General features: G+C 38.8%; 21 protein-coding genes and 3 other annotated features. Of the genes, 18 read left to right on the top strand and 3 right to left on the bottom strand.

Going from position 1 to position 18,903, the window contains the following annotated elements; all coding sequences use genetic code 11:
- Positions 1–116 precede the first annotated feature (116 nt).
- The 13 genes from Q5794_RS24405 to Q5794_RS24345 all read left to right on the top strand — a co-directional run bounded on the left by Q5794_RS24405 (position 117) and on the right by Q5794_RS24345 (position 10,678).
- Positions 117–1,148 (top strand): glyceraldehyde-3-phosphate dehydrogenase, encoded by a 1,032-nt coding sequence (locus Q5794_RS24405; RefSeq protein WP_013059435.1) that lies wholly within the window; start codon positions 117–119, stop codon positions 1,146–1,148.
- Between the two features lie 421 nt (positions 1,149–1,569).
- Positions 1,570–1,950: an adenosylmethionine decarboxylase gene (speD, locus tag Q5794_RS24400; RefSeq protein WP_013059434.1), complete on the top strand. Its 381-nt coding sequence runs from the start codon at positions 1,570–1,572 to the stop codon at positions 1,948–1,950.
- A 93-nt stretch (positions 1,951–2,043) separates the two neighbouring features.
- On the top strand, positions 2,044–2,430 hold the full coding sequence (locus Q5794_RS24395) for a hypothetical protein (RefSeq protein WP_013085185.1): 387 nt from the start codon (positions 2,044–2,046) through the stop codon (positions 2,428–2,430).
- Between the two features lie 243 nt (positions 2,431–2,673).
- Positions 2,674–3,135, top strand: coding sequence for a transcriptional regulator NrdR (gene nrdR, locus Q5794_RS24390; protein ID WP_013059432.1), 462 nt, complete (start codon positions 2,674–2,676; stop codon positions 3,133–3,135).
- A gap of 72 nt (positions 3,136–3,207) precedes the next feature.
- Positions 3,208–4,635: a replication initiation and membrane attachment family protein gene (locus Q5794_RS24385; RefSeq protein ID WP_214984209.1), complete on the top strand. Its 1,428-nt coding sequence runs from the start codon at positions 3,208–3,210 to the stop codon at positions 4,633–4,635.
- A 32-nt stretch (positions 4,636–4,667) separates the two neighbouring features.
- Complete coding sequence (dnaI, locus tag Q5794_RS24380; RefSeq protein ID WP_192995630.1) at positions 4,668–5,600, top strand: primosomal protein DnaI; 933 nt, start codon at positions 4,668–4,670, stop codon at positions 5,598–5,600.
- A gap of 96 nt (positions 5,601–5,696) precedes the next feature.
- Positions 5,697–6,092, top strand: coding sequence for a hypothetical protein (locus Q5794_RS24375; protein WP_374988496.1), 396 nt, complete (start codon positions 5,697–5,699; stop codon positions 6,090–6,092).
- Complete coding sequence (gene ytxC / locus Q5794_RS24370) at positions 5,993–6,556, top strand: sporulation protein YtxC (protein ID WP_374988495.1); 564 nt, start codon at positions 5,993–5,995, stop codon at positions 6,554–6,556. Before Q5794_RS24375 ends, ytxC begins: the two co-directional genes overlap by 100 nt.
- A 60-nt stretch (positions 6,557–6,616) precedes the next feature.
- Positions 6,617–6,865 (top strand) — a binding site (T-box leader).
- Between the two features lie 44 nt (positions 6,866–6,909).
- Entirely contained in the window at positions 6,910–8,868 is a 1,959-nt protein-coding gene (gene thrS, locus Q5794_RS24365; RefSeq protein WP_374989249.1) for a threonine--tRNA ligase, read from the top strand.
- A gap of 171 nt (positions 8,869–9,039) precedes the next feature.
- Positions 9,040–9,162, top strand: a sequence feature (ribosomal protein L20 leader region).
- Between the two features lie 69 nt (positions 9,163–9,231).
- A complete protein-coding gene (gene infC / locus Q5794_RS24360; protein ID WP_013059427.1) occupies positions 9,232–9,735 on the top strand; it encodes a translation initiation factor IF-3 in 504 nt (167 codons plus the stop codon).
- 21 nt (positions 9,736–9,756) lie between these two features.
- Positions 9,757–9,957 (top strand): 50S ribosomal protein L35, encoded by a 201-nt coding sequence (rpmI, locus tag Q5794_RS24355; protein WP_013059426.1) that lies wholly within the window; start codon positions 9,757–9,759, stop codon positions 9,955–9,957.
- Positions 9,958–9,996: 39 nt separating this feature from the next.
- Positions 9,997–10,356, top strand: a complete 360-nt coding sequence (rplT, locus tag Q5794_RS24350; protein ID WP_013059425.1) for a 50S ribosomal protein L20 — start codon at positions 9,997–9,999, stop codon at positions 10,354–10,356.
- A gap of 61 nt (positions 10,357–10,417) precedes the next feature.
- Positions 10,418–10,678 (top strand): DUF1294 domain-containing protein, encoded by a 261-nt coding sequence (locus Q5794_RS24345; protein ID WP_013059424.1) that lies wholly within the window; start codon positions 10,418–10,420, stop codon positions 10,676–10,678.
- Between the two features lie 18 nt (positions 10,679–10,696).
- On the opposite strand, the gene Q5794_RS24340 is transcribed toward Q5794_RS24345, so the two are convergent.
- Positions 10,697–11,074, bottom strand: coding sequence for a hypothetical protein (locus tag Q5794_RS24340; RefSeq protein ID WP_214984211.1), 378 nt, complete (start codon positions 11,072–11,074; stop codon positions 10,697–10,699).
- 132 nt (positions 11,075–11,206) lie between these two features.
- On the opposite strand from Q5794_RS24340, the gene Q5794_RS24335 reads away from it, so the two are divergent.
- Entirely contained in the window at positions 11,207–11,695 is a 489-nt protein-coding gene (locus Q5794_RS24335; RefSeq protein WP_025750644.1) for a dUTP diphosphatase, read from the top strand.
- A 77-nt stretch (positions 11,696–11,772) separates the two neighbouring features.
- Positions 11,773–12,858: a M42 family metallopeptidase gene (locus tag Q5794_RS24330; protein WP_214984212.1), complete on the top strand. Its 1,086-nt coding sequence runs from the start codon at positions 11,773–11,775 to the stop codon at positions 12,856–12,858.
- 56 nt (positions 12,859–12,914) lie between these two features.
- Here Q5794_RS24330 and sspI read toward each other — a convergent pair whose 3' ends face one another.
- Positions 12,915–13,121 (bottom strand): small acid-soluble spore protein SspI, encoded by a 207-nt coding sequence (sspI, locus tag Q5794_RS24325; RefSeq protein ID WP_013059420.1) that lies wholly within the window; start codon positions 13,119–13,121, stop codon positions 12,915–12,917.
- Positions 13,122–13,261: 140 nt separating this feature from the next.
- On the opposite strand from sspI, the gene Q5794_RS24320 reads away from it, so the two are divergent.
- The 3 genes from Q5794_RS24320 (at position 13,262) to pheT (ending at position 17,827) form a co-directional block, all read left to right on the top strand.
- Entirely contained in the window at positions 13,262–14,026 is a 765-nt protein-coding gene (locus tag Q5794_RS24320; protein ID WP_374988494.1) for a TrmH family RNA methyltransferase, read from the top strand.
- Between the two features lie 48 nt (positions 14,027–14,074).
- Positions 14,075–14,310: a binding site (T-box leader), on the top strand.
- Positions 14,311–14,364: 54 nt separating this feature from the next.
- Entirely contained in the window at positions 14,365–15,399 is a 1,035-nt protein-coding gene (gene pheS, locus Q5794_RS24315) for a phenylalanine--tRNA ligase subunit alpha (protein WP_014458064.1), read from the top strand.
- A 13-nt stretch (positions 15,400–15,412) separates the two neighbouring features.
- Entirely contained in the window at positions 15,413–17,827 is a 2,415-nt protein-coding gene (pheT, locus tag Q5794_RS24310; protein WP_374988493.1) for a phenylalanine--tRNA ligase subunit beta, read from the top strand.
- A 33-nt stretch (positions 17,828–17,860) separates the two neighbouring features.
- Here the strand turns inward: pheT and rnhC are convergent, their stop codons facing one another.
- Positions 17,861–18,775 (bottom strand): ribonuclease HIII, encoded by a 915-nt coding sequence (rnhC, locus tag Q5794_RS24305; RefSeq protein ID WP_268575308.1) that lies wholly within the window; start codon positions 18,773–18,775, stop codon positions 17,861–17,863.
- Positions 18,776–18,903: the final 128 nt, after the last annotated feature.

Here is an 18,903-nt window from a genome sequence, read left to right as displayed (position 1 = left end):
ACTTAATTAAAATAATTCATTAAAAAAAATAATATTATTCACTTTTTAAATATTTATGTTATACTATTCAATATAAAAAGTTAAATAGTATAACACATATAGAGAGGGGTATAGCCATGAAAGCACGTATTGCCATTAATGGTTTTGGGAGAATAGGAAGAATGGTGTTTCGCACAGCGATTATAGAGGAAAATTTAGATATTATTGCAATAAATGCATCTTATCCAGCAGAAACGTTAGCACATTTAATCAAATATGACTCTATACACGGACCATTTAATGGAGATGTCAAATGTGATGATGATGCGCTAATTGTTAACGGTAAAAGAATTCAGCTATTAAATTCACGTGATCCGCTGAATTTGCCTTGGAAAGAGCTTGGGATTGATTTAGTTGTTGAAGCAACGGGGAAATTTAATTCAAGAGAAAAAGCGCAGTTACATATTGAAGCAGGTGCAAAAAAAGTTGTGTTAACGGCACCGGGTAAACAAGAAGATATTACCATTGTGATGGGCGTAAACGAACGAGAGTTTGATGTGAATCAGCATAACATTATTTCTAATGCCTCTTGTACGACAAATTGTCTAGCTCCAGTTGTCAAGGTGTTAGACGAAGCGTTCACAATTGAAAACGGTTTAATGACGACCGTTCACGCATATACGAATGATCAAAAAAATATCGATAATCCGCATAAAGATTTGCGAAGAGCCCGTGCGTGTGCTCAATCAATTATTCCTACAACAACTGGAGCAGCCAAGGCACTTTCATTAGTTCTTCCTCATTTAAAAGGAAAGCTTCATGGGATGGCGCTTCGTGTGCCAACGCCGAACGTATCGCTTGTCGATTTAGTTGTGGATGTAAGGAAACCTGTGACGATGGAAGATGTTAACTTAGCGTTTATTAAAGCTGCTGAAGGACCATTAAAGAATATTTTAAATTTAACAATGGAACCACTCGTATCAATTGACTTTAATACAAATCCTCATTCAGCTATTGTAGATGGACTATCCACGATCGTAATGGAAGATCATAAAATTAAAGTGTTAGCTTGGTACGATAACGAGTGGGGCTACTCTCAGCGCGTAGTCGATTTGGTAAGATATATTGCTGCAGAAATGCGTAATGGATCAAAAATAAGAGTAAGCTAAGAAAGCTATTGATTGCTTTTAAAAAAACAGGGAGCTATCGCCCTGTTTTTTTTGTTTTTATTCAAAAGAATAGGGAAAAGCAATAAGATAAGCATGCAAAGGGGTGTTTATTTTCCTCAATTTTAATAAAAAATTAATAGTCGTTTAGCAGCTTTTACACACTGTCTCACGAGAATACAGGGGTAATTTGTATAGGTCTATCTGCAAGAACAATCTTTAATAAAATCAAAACACGTATTGCAAAATAAATGTAAACAAAGTATACTATGTTTCGTGAACTTCTTGTGTACCTTTCGGTGATGTGGCTACTTAAAGGGTTAGGACCTCTTTGGACTAACTTTCCCCGTGGTAGTTAACATGCTATATGGCGAAAGAACTTCATGTTTAACGATTAAAAATTGTTAAAGGGGGAAATATCATTATGGAAACAATGGGTCGTCATGTCATCTCAGAATTATGGGGATGCGATTTCGATAAGTTAAATGATATTGATTATATTGAAAAAACGTTTGTTGATGCAGCTTTAAAATCTGGTGCGGAAGTTCGCGAAGTAGCGTTCCATAAATTTGCACCTCAAGGTGTAAGTGGCGTTGTTATTATTTCAGAATCACATTTAACGATTCACAGCTTCCCAGAGCATGGTTATGCAAGTATCGATGTTTATACTTGTGGTCATTTAGATCCTACAATCGCAGCAGATTATATTGCAGATGCTCTAAGTGCACAGACACGTGAAACAATTGAATTACCACGTGGAATGGGTCCTGTTCAGGTAAAACAAACTAAAGCGAATGCACTTTAATAGTGTCGATTGATTACGTAAGTTAAGAGGTGTATTACACACCTCTTTTTAGTATATAAATTTTTAATACGCAAAAACAAAGGGGATAACAACATGGGGGTAGTACAAGCAGTTAAATCTTTATTTTCTAATCATGTAGAAACAAGCGATCACCATTCAGATCCGACTCTAAAAACGCATTATTACAAAACAACGGCCGGGAATGCATTTAAGCAAGTTCATGAAATGTTGAAGCACATGCAAGGGATAGAGATACTTGCTGCGTATGAAGAGCGAGGAGAAATTAGCTTAAACGTTGTAAAAGGAAGAAAAGCTTTTGTTGTGATTACCATTATTAACGTACGTCCTCTTGAAACCGCTATCGATTTTTCTGCTACAACAGAATCAAAAGTGGTGCCGGTTGATTTTGGTTTTAGCAAAGAACTTGTACGTACGCTTTATAAGAGTTTTGACCAAAAACTTATTCCTCTTTCTTCGTAGGTTCCTTATCATTTTTGAATTTCAGGAAATAAAATGGGGAAATTCCTTTTCCTTTACTTGTATTCAAGCCTTGTTTTCTATAAGATGGAATAAAGCAAATCCTTTAATACAGCATCGTGTTTATTAAAGGAAATGATGATAAAAATCATAATAAATGGCGAATAGCCGGCTAACATAGATGGAAATTAACTTATATAAGAGAAAATAAAAAGAAAAACAAGGTTTATTATTGGAGCTGAGAATATGAAGTGCCCATCCTGTCATTACAATGGAACGAGAGTGCTGGACTCGCGCCCTGTAGAAGAAGGCCGCTCTATTCGTAGAAGACGTGAATGCGAAGAGTGTCACTATCGTTTTACAACTTTTGAAAAAGTAGAAGAACTTCCGTTAATTGTTGTAAAAAAAGATGGAGCGAGAGAAGAGTTCAGCAAAGACAAAATCCTTCGAGGGTTAATTAAGGCGTGTGAAAAACGCCAAGTAAGCTTAAAACAATTAGAAGATACCGTACACGATATTGAAACAGAGCTGCGCAGTCAGGGTACATCAGAGGTGCAGTCAGATGTGGTAGGAGAAATGGTGATGGAGCGATTAGCTGCTATCGATGAAGTCTCTTATGTTCGATTTGCTTCTGTATACCGACAATTTAAAGACATCAATGTATTTATTGATGAATTAAAAGATTTAATTAAGAAGGAACGACTGTAAAAGAGCTATTGAAGTATTCTTTAGGCTCTTTTTTTGTCATTTCTATTACTTTAAAAGTAGGTAGGGAACGACATGAAAGAACAACATTGGAAAGAAATGATACCGGTCGATCGTTATGTTGTTCGTTCGAACGGCATACTGCAGGAATATGACCGAAAGATTTTAACCATGCTCTATCAGCCGTTGGTGGGTACAACGTGCTTTGGTCTGTATATGACGCTATGGAGCGAGCTGGAACAAGATCGTTTATGGGGGAAAGAATCTACGCATCATCATCTAATGTCAATGATGCAAATTAATTTGAAAGTTATTTACCATGAGCGGTTAAAATTAGAAGGCATTGGTTTGTTAAAAACATATATTAAGGAAGAAGATGATGTTCGTGTGTTCATTTATGAGCTCATTCCTCCTCTTACGCCCCATCAGTTTTTTAACGATGGCGTGTTAAATGTATATTTATATAACCGACTTGGAAAATCCATCTTTCAAAAAGTGAAAAATTATTTTTCTGATTCACTCGTCGATGACCAATCGTTCAAGGATGTGACGCATTCATTTAACGATGTATTTAAATCAGTTAAAGCAACAGAGCTGGCTCCAAGTTTTCAGTCTGAAAGCAAGGATGTATTTTCTCCTGATGCTCAAACCGACTTTGTGGATTCCTCCAAACGTGCTTCTATTGAGATGAGCCCGGATTCCTTTGATTTTGATTTATTTTTAGCAGGTCTAACAGATTCAATGATTTCGAAAAGGTCCATTACATCTAAAGTAAAACAAGCGATTGAAAAGCTAGCCTTTTTATACGGTATCGATCCTCTTCAAATGAAAAATGTGGTGCTCGATTCGTTAAATGAGAACGATCAAGTTGATATTGAATTGCTTAGAAAAGCAGCACAGTCCTTTTACCAATTTGAAAATGGAGAAGCACTTCCAAATCTAAGCGAACAAATTCAGCCGCCTATGCTTCGTACCATGCAGGAAAAGCAGCCGCAGACAAAAGAAGAGCAGCTCATTCAACAGCTTGAAGTGACTTCTCCTCGACAGCTTTTGATCGAGTTTTCCGGGGGAGCAGAGCCCTCAAAAGCAGATTTGCAAATGATTGAAGAAGTGATGTTTAACCAAAAGCTTTCACCAGGGGTAGTAAATGTTCTGATTTACTATGTTATGCTAAGATCCGATATGAAATTATCTAAGAGCTATGTAGAGAAAATTGCTGGACACTGGGCGCGCAAAAAGGTACAAACTGTTCAAGATGCCATGAATTTAGCTAAAAATGAACAGAAAGAATATCAGAACTGGACCGAAGCAAAGCAAAATAAAAAAACAGCTGGACGAAAGATTGTGCGTAAAGAAATGGTGCCAGAGTGGCTGAGCGATGAAGAAAAAGAAGAGAAAAAGCAGCCTTCAAAAGAAGTGGACGGATTTGAAGAAGAAAAACGAAAGCTACAAGAAGAGCTCAAGCAGTTAGATCAAGAGCTAAAACAAAAGCATAAAGAATAAAAAGCAGGTATGATAGAGATGAGGTGAAAAAGATGAAGCCTATCAATGATTCACTAAATCAGTTAGTGAATAAAAAAGATTTTAAAGCACGCTTAGAAGCATTAAGAAACAGTATCCTGTCTAATCCTGAAGTTAAAACATTTTTGCAAGAGCATCGCCGTGAGTTAGATGAGCAAATGGTCGACCGAGGTCTGATGAAGATGCATGAATTTATCGACCAAAGCAAATGCTGTGACAAGTGTCCTTCTCTGCAAAGCTGTGTCAACATGGTGAAAGGATACCACCCTCAGCTGGTTGTAAAAGGCCGTAACATTGATTTACAGTATGAACGCTGTCCTAGAAAAGTACAAGAAGATGAGCGAAAAGAACAAGAATCTTTTATTCAGTGTATGTACGTGCCGAAAGAAATTTTACAGGCAACAATGTCTGATATCGAAATTGAGCAGGGAAGATTTGAAGCCATTAAACTAGTAAGAGATTTTGTGCGAGAATATGAGCCAAATAAGAAAATGAAAGCTTTATATTTACACGGTTCGTTTGGTGTGGGGAAAACGTATTTTCTTGGAGCAATTGCCAATGCGTTAGCCGAAAAGAAAGTGAAATCTACCATCCTGTATGTTCCGGAGTTTTTGCGTGAGTTAAAAGGTTCGTTTCAAGATCAAAGTTTCAATGAGAAAATAGAGTATGTCAAAAAAGTACCGGTTCTTATGCTTGATGATCTCGGAGCAGAATCCGTAACAAGCTGGATGCGAGACGATGTGCTCGGAACCATTTTACAATTCCGTATGCTCGAAAATTTGCCGACATTTTTCAGCTCGAATTTAAATTTTAAAGAGCTTCAACATCATTTGACTTATACCCAAAGAGGCGAGAAGGAAGAGCTCAAAGCCGCTCGTGTCATGGAACGAATTAAGTCTCTAGCCATTCCTGTTGAAATGAATGGAGAGAATAAACGAAATAGATGAGCAGGTCGTTTTACATTTCTTGTAACGACTTGCTCATTTTTTTGCATGTTGCCCCATATACATTAATAAAGCGTGTCCAAAGGGGGGCTATGAGGAATGAAAATATTCTTTAAATATGTAGAAGACGCAGTCGTTGTATATGAGTCTTTATGCGCGAAGCGAAGCGCTTTATCATATGGTTCACAGTGCTTGAAGCTGGTGAATAATCAGCTTTTAGTCATTGATGAGACATACAATAGAGAGGCCATTTTACAAGACATGGTGATACCGGTATTAACCCACGTAATTTTAAAAAAGAAAGAAAAAAAGATGATGGTAAACATATTAAAAGAACAATTTTTCTATTCAGAAGAGGAAGAGCAAGATTTGCTGCTTCAAATTATGGGGGGATTATGGAAGGAGAGAGAGGCGAAATTCCGCAAAAAACATTTTTTCTTCCAAGAGAATTACTTATCCGCCAGGCTCTTCAAGACTTCTTCATTCATAATGTAACATTCACCTTTGAGTCTTTTCTCCAATTCCGTTTAAAAGAATATCAAGAGCGGCTGCGCTATTATGCCGAGCTGGCGATTGATGAATATAAGCTTGAACAAGACTATCAAATTCTTATTCATCAGCTGCGTCAAGCAGCTAATGAAAGACAGTCATCTACAGGCGATGTTTATGTAATGCACTTGAATAAAAACAAATTTGTATTGTACGACCACAGCAGTAGATATGTTCCTGAACGTGAATGTGCAGCTCTAGCAGAGGCCTTTTTATCTGAACAAGAATCATTATACATAGACTCAACTATTATCGCGCCTTTGCTAAGTTTATCTCCAGCTGCTATTCATCTGTATAGCGACCAGCATGATCATGATTTTGTTTATACCATTCAAAATATCTTCCAAGAAAAAGTTATGTTATACGAAAAAAATGAATTTCCGTTTGATCAAAAGCAAAATATAACGTGAAAGGTTGATTTCTATTTTGAAAATGAATATAATAAATGCATATTGAAAAACAGCTATATGTTACAAGTTATGATGAGGACATGAGTGTATATTTACGGTTTGTAGAGAGGGAGATCTAGGCTGAAAATCTCCTAACACGGAATATATTCTTACCACCTCTAAACTTCAGTAGTAAACGAGCAGAGCCTCTAGTAATTACTGACGGAATTTCCGTTATAAAACCTCGAGCCGCTTCGGGTTCTTTGGGTTATCCAAGATACGAAGAGGAAACAAGGGTGGTACCGCGTGTATACACAACTCGTCCCTTTTGATAAGGGACGAGTTTTTTGTTTTTACAAAAAGTTTATTCAGTTATGTTAAAGGAGTGGAAAGTTGTGTCAGAAGTAATCAAAATGACATTTCCTGATGGAGCTGTTAAAGAGTATCCAAAAGGATCATCAACAGAAGATATTGCGGCTTCTATTAGCCCGGGATTAAAGAAGAAAGCATTAGCAGGCAAAGTAAACGGCGAGCTGCAGGATTTACGTACGCCAATCGAACAAGATGGCAGTCTTGAAATCATTACGCAAGATGCTCCTGAAGCGCTTGAAATTACGCGTCACAGTACAGCGCATTTAATGGCTCAAGCAATCAAACGTTTATACAAAGATACAAAAGTACAGCTAGGTGTAGGGCCGGTTATCGAAAACGGTTTTTACTATGACATCGATATGGAAGAATCAATTACTCCTGAAGATTTAGGTAAAATTGAAAAAGAAATGAAAAAAATCGTTAATTCAAATATTGAAATTGAACGAAAAGAAGTTTCTCGTGAAGAAGCCACTCAACTTTTTAAAGAAGTTGGCGATGAACTAAAGCTTGAATTGATCGATGCGATTCCAGCAGGTGAAAAGGTTACGATTTACCAACAAGGCGAATTCTTTGACCTTTGCCGAGGCGTGCACGTGCCGTCAACAGGCAAAATTAAAGAATTTAAACTATTAAGCGTGGCGGGTGCTTATTGGCGCGGAGACAGCGATAATCAAATGCTGCAGCGTATTTACGGTACAGCATTCTTTACAAAAGCAGATTTAGACGAGCATCTTCGTCTTCTTGAAGAAGCAAAAGAACGTGATCACCGTAAACTTGGTAAAGAGCTAAACTTATTTACAAATTCTCAAAAAGTAGGACAAGGTCTGCCTTTATGGCTTCCAAAAGGTGCGACGATCCGCCGTATTATCGAGCGTTATATCGTAGATAAAGAAGTAAGCCTTGGTTATCAGCACGTTTACACTCCAGTGCTCGGAAGTGTAGAACTTTACAAAACGTCTGGTCACTGGGAGCACTACCAAGATGACATGTTCCCTGCAATGGAAATGGATAACGAAGACCTGGTTCTTCGTCCGATGAACTGTCCTCATCACATGATGGTTTACAAACAAGGTATTCACAGCTATCGTGAGCTTCCAATCCGTATTGCTGAGCTTGGAACGATGCACCGCTACGAAATGTCAGGAGCATTATCAGGACTTCAGCGTGTTCGAGGCATGACGCTAAATGATGCGCATATCTTTGTACGTCCCGACCAAATCAAAGCAGAATTTATTCGTGTAGTTCGCTTAGTTGAAGCGGTTTATAAAGATTTTGGATTTGAAAATTATTCATTCCGTCTATCTTACCGTGACCCTGCAGATACAGAAAAATACTTTGATGATGATGCAATGTGGGAAAAAGCACAAAGCATGTTAAAAGACGCAATGGATGAGCTTGACCTTGATTATTATGAAGCTGAAGGCGAAGCGGCATTCTACGGTCCAAAACTAGACGTTCAAGTTAAAACAGCTCTTGGTAAAGAAGAGACGCTATCTACGGTTCAATTGGATTTCTTACTTCCTGAACGATTTGATTTAACGTATGTAGGAGAAGACGGAAAACAACATCGACCGGTTGTTATTCACCGCGGCGTGGTGTCAACAATGGAACGTTTTGTAGCTTTCTTAATCGAAGAATACAAAGGAGCTTTCCCAACGTGGTTAGCACCTGTACAAGTTCAAGTGATTCCGGTATCACCTACGGTTCACCTTGAGTATGCAAAAGAAGTGCAAGAACAGCTTCAGCTGGCGGGTATTCGAGTGGAACTTGATTCTCGCGATGAGAAAATCGGCTATAAAATCCGTGAGGCTCAAATGCAAAAAATTCCTTATATGCTTGTTGTAGGGGATAAAGAAGTAGAGGATAAAGCAGTAAACGTACGTAAATACGGTGAGCAGAATTCAGAAACAGTGGACTTCCAAGCCTTTTTACAAAATGTAAAAGCAGAAGCATCTCGCTAATGAAAAAAGCAGAGAATTGAAATTCTCTGCTTTTTTATGCAACATTTATAAAAAACTGTTGCATAAATGTTTTTCCTTTGATACAATAATTTTTGTTGTGAAAAAAGAACGAAATCATTGACTTTTGTCTTTGTTGATATTATAATAGCTTAAGTAATTGAATACTTGTTTATACAGAAGAAGAAGCACCCGCTTCTCACCTGAGTGACGCATAGAGCAGTTAGCAGGTACATCGTATCTTAATTAAAACGATAGAAGTGTGGGTGCAGTATGTACTCACACTTTTTTGTGTGAGTTAATAATCGGTCTAAGCAAGCGTATTCGCTCATTAAACCTTGGAGGTGGCTACTTATTAGCAAGGACATGATGGTAAACGAGGGCATTCGAGCTCGCGAAGTTCGTCTAATTGATCAAAACGGTGAACAATTAGGAATTAAATCAAAAAATGAAGCATTAGAAATTGCTTCACGAGTAAATCTTGACTTAGTAATGGTTGCTGCAAATGCGAAACCGCCGGTATGTCGTATTATGGACTACGGTAAATTCCGCTATGAGCAACAACGTAAAGAAAGAGAAGCTCGTAAAAACCAAAAAGTTGTAAACTTAAAAGAAGTTCGTTTAAGTCCAACAATTGATGAACATGATTTTAACACTAAACTTCGTAACGCACGCAAGTTCCTTGAAAAAGGTGACAAAGTGAAAGCGTCTATTCGCTTTAAAGGTCGTGCCATTACTCATAAAGGGATTGGCCAAAAAGTACTTGAACGTTTTTCACAAGCTTGCGAAGATGTAAGTTCAGTTGAATCGGCTCCTAAAATGGAAGGCCGCAGCATGTTCTTAGTCTTGGCACCTAAAAACGAAAAGTAATAGAACGAGGAGGAACACCCCATGCCAAAAATGAAAACACATCGTGGCGCTGCAAAGCGTTTCAAAAAGACTGGAAGCGGTAAATTAAAACGTGCTCGTGCTTACACAAGCCATTTATTCGCTAACAAATCTACAAAACAAAAGCGTAAATTACGTAAAGGTTCTTTAGTAAGCAAAGGTGACTTCAAACGTATCCGTCACTTATTAGATAACATTAAGTAATTTGGGTTGAGATAGAAACAATACAGGAGGTAAACAATTATGCCACGCGTAAAAGGCGGTACAGTAACACGCAAACGTCGTAAAAAAGTTTTAAAATTAGCTAAAGGTTTCTTCGGTTCGAAGCATAGATTATATAAAGTTGCTAATCAGCAAGTTATGAAATCTCATATGTATGCTTATCGTGACCGTCGTCAGAAAAAACGTGACTTCCGTAAATTATGGATCACACGTATTAATGCAGCTGCTCGTATGAACGGTCTTTCTTACAGCCGTTTAATGCACGGTTTAAAATTAGCAGGTATTGAAGTTAACCGCAAAATGCTTGCTGACTTAGCTGTAGCTGATGAAAAAGCATTTGCTGAATTAGCAACTGCTGCTAAAAAAGGCTTAGATAAGTAATGAATATAAAGTCTCGTCATCTTTAGATGATGAGGCTTTTTTTGCTATCGGAGGACATATCATGAATGAACTGCTGCTTACCTATTTTATTGTTATTAATATAGTAGGGGTAGGAATGATGTATAGAGATAAACAAAAAGCGAAAAGACATGAGTGGAGAATTGCCGAAAGCACATTGTGGACGGTAGCTGCTATCGGAGGAGCTCTTGGAGGACTGATTGGTATGTATTGCTATCGTCATAAAACGAAGCACACATCGTTTACAGTAGGTTTTCCTATTCTTGCTGCTCTTGATTTACTTTTCTTTTTTGTTATCAGCTGAGCACAAATGATTTTGTGCTCAGTGTAAAAATTCTCGAACGGGGCTTTTCCAGCGAATAGGAGCATTTGGATACATGTCGTGTACGTGGCTTTCCATCAGCTTGAAATCTTGTTTTTGCAGTTCATGTAATCGAGATGGATCTGTTAACACCATTGTAATTGACAAAGATTCTGGTTCATTGGGATTGCTGTATTTTTCTCCTTCAAATAAAATACCTTTATACGTTAGTAGAAAATTTTTGCGGATATTCGTTTTTTCGTCAACGACAAAAAATTGCTGATGTTCCTGAGCTGCTACAAGCTTCCGCTTTGGACTGCGAAAATGCTGAACCAGCTTTAATAGTGTGTAAGCAACAAGCGCGAAAATGAACACGCGAACGATAACAATAACAAACATAACGCTCCCTCCTTTACAAGGCACAGTTTTCTTACTTTACGTTCGAGTTTCTAAAAAGTTTCATGATTTTTGATATAATTTCTTTATTGGTTTAAAAAGAAGAAGATATACATAATTACAGGAGTGATTACATTGAATTTACAACAGCTATTTACCATGCAGCGCCAGCTGGATCAGCATATAGAGGATAAGCATGAGCTTCATAAGGAAGATTTGATTCCGAGAAAGCTTTTAGCACTGCTTGTCGAAATGGGAGAACTGGCAAACGAAACGCGATGCTTCAAATTTTGGAGCGTCAAACCTCCGGCTGAAGACGCTGTTATTTTAGAAGAATTTGTGGACGGCGTACATTTTATCCTTTCTTTAGGGATTGAAAAAGGATACGATGATTTAACTGAGTTACCAAATGCAAAAGCAAGTGATTCAAAAACAGCACAATTTTTACAGGTATTTGCACAAGTTGCTGCTTTCGAGCAGGATCAGTCGAAAGAAAACTATGTGGACATGTTTGTATCTTACATGACGCTTGGCGATATGTTTGGTTTTTCCGCTGAACATATTGAAAAGGCGTACATCTCAAAAAATGAAGTGAATTTTAAACGCCAAGAACAAGGATACTAGAAATAAAGGGATGGGAAATTTTACTTCAACCTCTTTTTAGCTATAATAGAGGTATACATATGAAAGGGGTAATCCATATGACAAAGTTAGATGAAACATTGATGATGCTTAAAGCACTAACAGATGCAAAAGGAATTCCTGGCAATGAGCGTGAACCGCGTGAGGTTATGAAGAAATATATTGCACCTTATGCAGATGAAGTAACGACCGATGGGCTAGGCAGTTTGATTGCAAAAAAAGTGGGCAACGAACAAGGGCCTAAAATTATGGTAGCCGGTCACTTAGATGAAGTAGGCTTTATGGTGACTCAAATTGATGAACGCGGCTTTATTCGTTTTCAAACGGTAGGCGGATGGTGGTCTCAAGTTATGCTTGCTCAACGCGTAACCATCGTTACATCTAAAGGAGAGGTAACGGGGATTATTGGCTCAAAGCCTCCTCATATCCTGCCTCCAGAAGTTCGTAAAAAGCCAGTTGACATTAAAGATATGTTCATCGATATTGGTGCCTCTAGCAGAGAAGAAGTAGCGGAGTGGGGAGTGAAACCTGGTGATCAGGTTGTGCCTTATTTCGAATTTACGGTTATGAACAACGAAAAGATGCTGCTAGCGAAAGCATGGGATAACCGTATTGGCTGTGCAATCGCTATCGATGTATTAAAAGCTTTAAAAAATGAAACACATGAAAATGTTGTGTATGGTGTAGGAACGGTGCAAGAAGAAGTTGGACTTAGAGGTGCAAAAACATCCGCTAACTTTATTGAACCGGATATTGCATTTGCTGTTGATGTCGGTATCGCTGGAGATACACCTGGTGTTTCTGATAAAGAAGCATCTTCTAAAATGGGAGATGGTCCGCAAATCATTTTATATGATGCTTCCATGGTTTCTCATAAAGGACTTCGAGATACAGTGGTAGATGTGGCAGATGAATTAAATATTCCATATCAATTTGATGCAATCGCTGGAGGCGGTACGGACTCAGGTTCTATCCATATTTCAGCTAACGGGGTGCCAGCACTTTCGATTACGATCGCAACTCGTTATATCCATTCTCATGCAGCGATGCTTCATCGTGATGATTATGAAAATGCAGTTAAATTAATTGCCGAAGTAATTAAACGCTTAGACCGAAATACGGTGAACGCAATTACGTATAGTTAAAAAAAGCTCATTCTCCTAGGAGAATGAGCTTTTTGTTGTACATAGGAAAAGGCTATTTATTTTAAACCGTTTTCAAGTGTTGTCAGAATTTCTTCTTTTTCTGATTCTGGAGACTTTTCCCAAAGCACTTCAAATAAAACACCAAGTCCAGGGAGCATTTTTTCTTCACCGCTTTGAATAGCGTCAGAAATTGTAGCTTCAAGTTCTTCTTTTGAGTTTCCTGAAACGTTTGCAATAACAGCATTTCGTAAATTAAGATCCATCATTTTCACCTCAGCTATCGTAAAGTTACCAATAGTTTTTGTTTTCTTTGCGATTTCTATGTACAATAAAGTGAAACTTATCTAATGATTATTGAGCAAAATGTAATCGAACTATTTATTTTTGTATAGATAAAGGAGTTATGTTTGTGAAACAAATTGATTCAGTTAAAAATCCGCAGGTAAAAGCGTGGAAAAAGCTGCATAATAAAAAAGACCGTGATAAGCAGGGCCTTTTTATGGTAGAAGGCTTTCATTTAGTCGAAGAAGCTATCAAAAATAAGGATTGCGTAAAGGAACTAATTATACGCGAATCGATCGAAGTGCCAGCACAGTGGAACATAGATGGTATCGAAATAACCGTTGTAAACGAAGCAATAATCAAATTATTATCTGACACAGAAACACCTCAAGGAATTATCGCTGTGTGTTTTCAAACGAAGCATGCAGAAATCATTCATACAGCACAGAAAGTATTGCTTTTAGATGCGGTGCAAGATCCAGGTAACCTAGGTACGATTATTCGAACCGCTGATGCTGCCGGAGTGGAGGCTATTATCGTTGGAGAGGGCAGCGTGGATGTGTACAACCCAAAAGTCGTGCGTTCAACGCAAGGAGCTATTTTTCACCTTCCAATTGTAAAAGGTGATTTACTCGAAATGATTTCACTGTTAAAAGAAAGAGGAATAGCAGTTTACGGCACGTCGCTACAAAATGGAAAGGTCTACACATGCGTAAAACCTTCAAACGAATTTGCGCTGATTGTAGGGAATGAAGGAAACGGCATAAGCGAGAAAGTGCTGGAACAAACGGATCAGAATCTGTACATTCCCATCTATGGAAAGAGCGAGTCGCTAAATGTTGCCATCGCTTCTGGAATCTTACTTTATTATTTACGCGGAATGTAGTTGCATCGAGAACGTGTTTTCACTATAATAATACAATAGTTACATATGTAAAAAACGATGAAAGAGAGCAGTAGCTTATGTCCGTTTATGCAGGGAGAAAATGCCTCGACTGAAAGCATTTTTATAAATGTAATAAGTGAATTCACCTCTTGAGTTGACACTTAGACCATCTTATATAGATGTAAAGGTGTTCCGGAGATTCCGTTAACTTGAATGAAGTGAACTGTATACGTCTGTGTATATAGTTAACAAGGGTGGTAACGCGACTAATCCTCGTCCCTTTTTTGGGAGGAGGTTTTTTTATTTGTCATTTTTTATGTTAAAAGGAGGAATAAGTGATGAAAGAACGTTTACAAGAACTTCAACAAGAAGCAATTGCAAAAGTCGAAGCAGCAAGTGCTTTGAAAGAATTAAACGACGTGCGCGTAGCTTATTTAGGAAAGAAAGGCCCTATCACAGAAGTACTTCGCGGTATGGGAAAACTTTCAGCTGAAGAGCGTCCTGTAATGGGAGCACTTGCAAATGAAGTGCGTGAAGCTATTGCATCCAAAATTGAAGAAAAACAAACGGCGTTAGAAGCAGCTGAGGTAGAGCGTAAACTTGCTTCAGAAACAATCGACGTAACGCTGCCAGGACGCCCTGTTAAAGCAGGTACGCATCACCCGCTAACAAGCGTGGTTGAAGAAGTAGAAGATTTATTCTTAGGAATGGGCTATGAAGTAGCAGAAGGACCGGAAGTAGAGCAGGACTACTATAATTTCGAAGCGCTGAACTTGCCAAAAGGTCACCCCGCGCGTGATATGCAAGATACGTTCTATATTACGGAAGAAACGCTTCTTCGTACGCATACATCAACTGTTCAAGCTCGTGTTATGAACAAGAATGAAGGCAAAGGACCTGTTAAAATTATTTGCCCAGGTAAAGTGTACCGCCGCGATGACGATGATGCTACGCATTCTCATCAATTCATGCAAATTGAAGGTCTTGTAGTAGACGAAAACATTCGTATGAGCGATTTAAAAGGCACGCTTGAAGTATTTGTGAAAAAGATGTTCGGTGCAGACCGTGAAATTCGTCTTCGTCCAAGTTTCTTCCCATTCACTGAGCCGTCTGTAGAAGTAGACGTATCATGTGCAAAATGTGGAGGTAAAGGCTGTAATGTATGTAAACAAACAGGCTGGATTGAAATTTTAGGAGCAGGCATGGTTCATCCAAATGTCCTTGAAATGGCTGGATACGATTCAACTAAATATCGTGGGTTTGCTTTTGGAATCGGTGTAGAGCGTATTGCTATGTTAAAACACGGCGTGGATGATATTCGTCATTTCTATACAAATGATGTTCGTTTCTTAGATCAATTTAAACAAGTATAAAGGAGGGACTACGATGTTTGTATCTTATCGTTGGTTACAAGAGTATGTTGACTTATCAGGCGTAACGGCAGAAGAGTTAGCAGATAAAATCACAAAAAGTGGAATTGAAGTTGAAGGTGTAGAAAGCTTAAATAAAGGCATCAGCGGAGTGGTAATTGGTCACGTTGTAGAACGTGAACAGCATCCAAATGCTGATAAATTAAGCCGCTGTCAAGTAGATCTTGGCGGAGGAGAAATCGTTCAAATCGTGTGCGGAGCACTGAACGTGGCACAAGGTCAAAAAGTAGCGGTTGCAAAAGTGGGAGCTGTACTTCCAGGTAACTTTAAAATCAAGCGTGCTAAGCTTCGCGGTGAAGAATCGAACGGTATGATTTGTTCTCTTCAAGAGCTTGGCATTGAAAGCAAGCTTGTGGCAAAAGATTATCAAGAAGGCATCTTCGTGTTCCCAAGCGATGCTGAAGTAGGAGCGGATGCACTAGATGCATTAAACTTAAACGATGAAGTATTAGAACTAGGGCTAACACCAAACCGTTCAGACTGCTTAAGTATGTTAGGTGTAGCACATGAAGTGGCTGCTATTTTACGTCGTGAAGTGAAGTATCCGTCAGTAAACGTGCAAACGTCTGATGAGCAAGCAGCTGATTATATTTCCGTTAAAGTAGAGGCAAAAGAAGACAATCCGCTTTACGTAGCGCGCGTTGTGAAAAACGTAAAAATTGCTCCGTCACCATTATGGATGCAAACGCGTTTAATGGCAGCTGGTATTCGACCTCATAACAACGTTGTTGATATTACCAACTATATTTTGCTTGAATACGGCCAGCCGCTGCATGCTTTTGACTATGATCGTCTTGGTTCAAAAGAAATTGTTGTACGTCACGCGTCAGAAGGCGAGAAGTTTGTAACACTTGATGACCAAGAGCGCGTATTAAAAGGCAATCAGCTTGTCATTACAAACGGAAGTGAGCCGGTAGCTCTTGCAGGTGTAATGGGCGGAGCGAACTCCGAAGTAAAAGACGATACGGTAAATGTTCTCATTGAATCAGCTTACTTCAAAGGTTTAACGGTTCGCCAAGCTTCAAAAGACCACGGTCTTCGCAGTGAGGCAAGCGCTCGTTTTGAAAAAGGAATTGATCCTAACCGTACGCGTGTAGCTGCTGACCGCGCAGCAGAATTAATGGCTGAATACGCTTCAGGTGAAGTGGTAAGCGGTACTGTAGAAGTAGATACACTAACTGTGGAACCTGCTGTTGTAGCTGTGTCACTTGGACGTATTAACGACGTGCTTGGTACAGAGCTATCAATGGAAGAAGTACAAGACATTATGAACCGTCTTCAATTTGAAAACAAAGTGGAAGACGAAACCATTGTTGTAACAGTGCCAACTCGTAGAGGCGATATTACAATTGAAGAAGATATCGTCGAGGAAATAGCGCGTATGTATGGCTATGACAACCTTCCTACAACGCTTCCTGTAACAGTGGCAACTCCAGGAAAACTAACAGAGTATCAGCTTGGACGCCGTAAAGTTCGCCGTTTCTTAGAAGGTGCGGGACTAGCACAAACAACAACATATTCGTTAACGAGCGCTGAAAAAGCTACTCAGTTTGCACTAAATGCAACAAGTACGATTGGTTTAGCAATGCCGATGAGTGAAGATCGCAGCATCCTTCGTCAAAGCTTAGTGCCTCATTTGCTAGAAGCAGTGAAGCATAATAATGCTCGTCAGTCGGATTCTATTGCGCTATACGAAACAGGCTCAGTGTTCTTATCTAAAGGTGAAGGAGAATTACCGGATGAGCAGGAGCGCGCAGCTGGTGCAATCACGGGTCTATGGCATGCTCACGGCTGGCAAGGTGAAAAGAAAGTCGTTGATTTCTATGTGATTAAAGGTGTACTAGAAGGGTTATTTGCACAGCTTGGTTTAGAGAAACGAATCTCATATGCTCCCGTTAAAAAAGACGGTATGCACCCTGGACGTACAGCGGCTGTATGGTTAGATGAAAAAGAAATTGGATACGTAGGTCAAGTTCATCCTGTTGCTCAGAAACAGTATGGTCTTCGTGAAACATACGTATTTGAATTACACCTTCAAGAGCTATTAGCTGCAGATGTCGAAGAAGTTCGTTATTCAGCCATTCCAAGATTCCCATCTATTACACGTGATATTGCACTTGTTGTAGATAAAAATGTTCTTGCAGGAGAAGTTCAGCGCGTCATCTATGCGGCGGGCGGAGAACTTTTAAAAGACGTGACGATATTTGATCTATATGAAGGAGAGCGTATGGAAGAAGGCAAGAAATCTGTAGCTTTCTCTTTACGTTACTTAGATCCTGAACGTACATTAACTGATGAAGAAGTAGCAAAAGCACATGGTGCAGTGTTAGAGACTGTAGAAAAAGAATTTGGTGCAACGCTTCGTTCATAAGAATAAGAAAAGAGATGTGGATTTCCGCATCTCTTATTTTTTAGCTAATTTTAAAGCTTTTTCTGTATTAGCAAAATGAATTTTAGCTAAAGAGTTCAGCGCATTCACGCCATGTTTCTTAATGATTTTAGCAGCGGCGATATCAACTTGTGCGCCAGCTCCGCGAGGAATAACCATCCCGGTCTTTTCCGTCAGCAAATCCATTTGTTTTAAAAATGCGTATCTGGCAATAATGGAAGCAGCAGCTACAGATAAATGAACGCTTTCTCCTTTTGTGCTGAAAAAGACATTTTCTTTGATAATTTCTTTTTCCTTTACCACGTGTTTATAATAGGTGTTTTTTTCGACAAACTGGTCAATTAAAATGGCATCGGGTTTTTCAGGATCCAATTTTTTTAACACGTTGGATAAAGCTTTGTTGTGTAACAGAGCTTTCATTTTACCTTGTGACATGCCTTTTTCTTGAAATGCATTATACTTTTCATTATGTAAAACAAGCAAACTATAGGGAATAAACGAAACAAGCTGCTTGGCAATTTCAATAATTTTAGCATCCGTTAACTCTTTTGAATCTCGTACTCCTAATTCTTTTAACAAAGGAAGCTGCTCTTTTTGAACATAGGCAGCAACTACGGTCATAGGACCAAAATAATCTCCCGTCCCTACTTCGTCAGAACCGATGACCGATAGTGAGCTGAAGTTTGATGGGAGGTGTGAGACAGGAGACTTTTTCGCAGCATCTAAAGAGCCTCCCCACTTAGCCGCTTCTGTTTCAGCTTCTTTTCCTTGAAAAAGTACTTTTCCAGAGCGGTACGCAGTGATAGAACAGCCGGGAGTTTTAGCCGAAAAAATACTTCCCTGCGGCAGTTTGGGCTGTAGATAGGATGTGTAATGAAGCTTCATTTTAGCTATTTGATTAGCTGATACCTTAATAACAGCATGTGACATAATCCTTCACTCCTTTCGGGGTATTTTAGTTTACTTTATAAGCACTATCCCTTATGATAGCTTAAATATAGATATGTTTCCATTGAAGTCTTCTTCGTGGTATGATAGGGATTAGGATTTTTCGTGGA

Origin of the sequence: Priestia megaterium (assembly GCF_041941685.1) — a bacterium.
Lineage (GTDB): Bacteria > Bacillota > Bacilli > Bacillales > Bacillaceae_H > Priestia > Priestia megaterium_C.
Note: the sequence above shows the minus strand (reverse complement) of the source record. Positions and strands in the feature narration are given on the sequence as shown.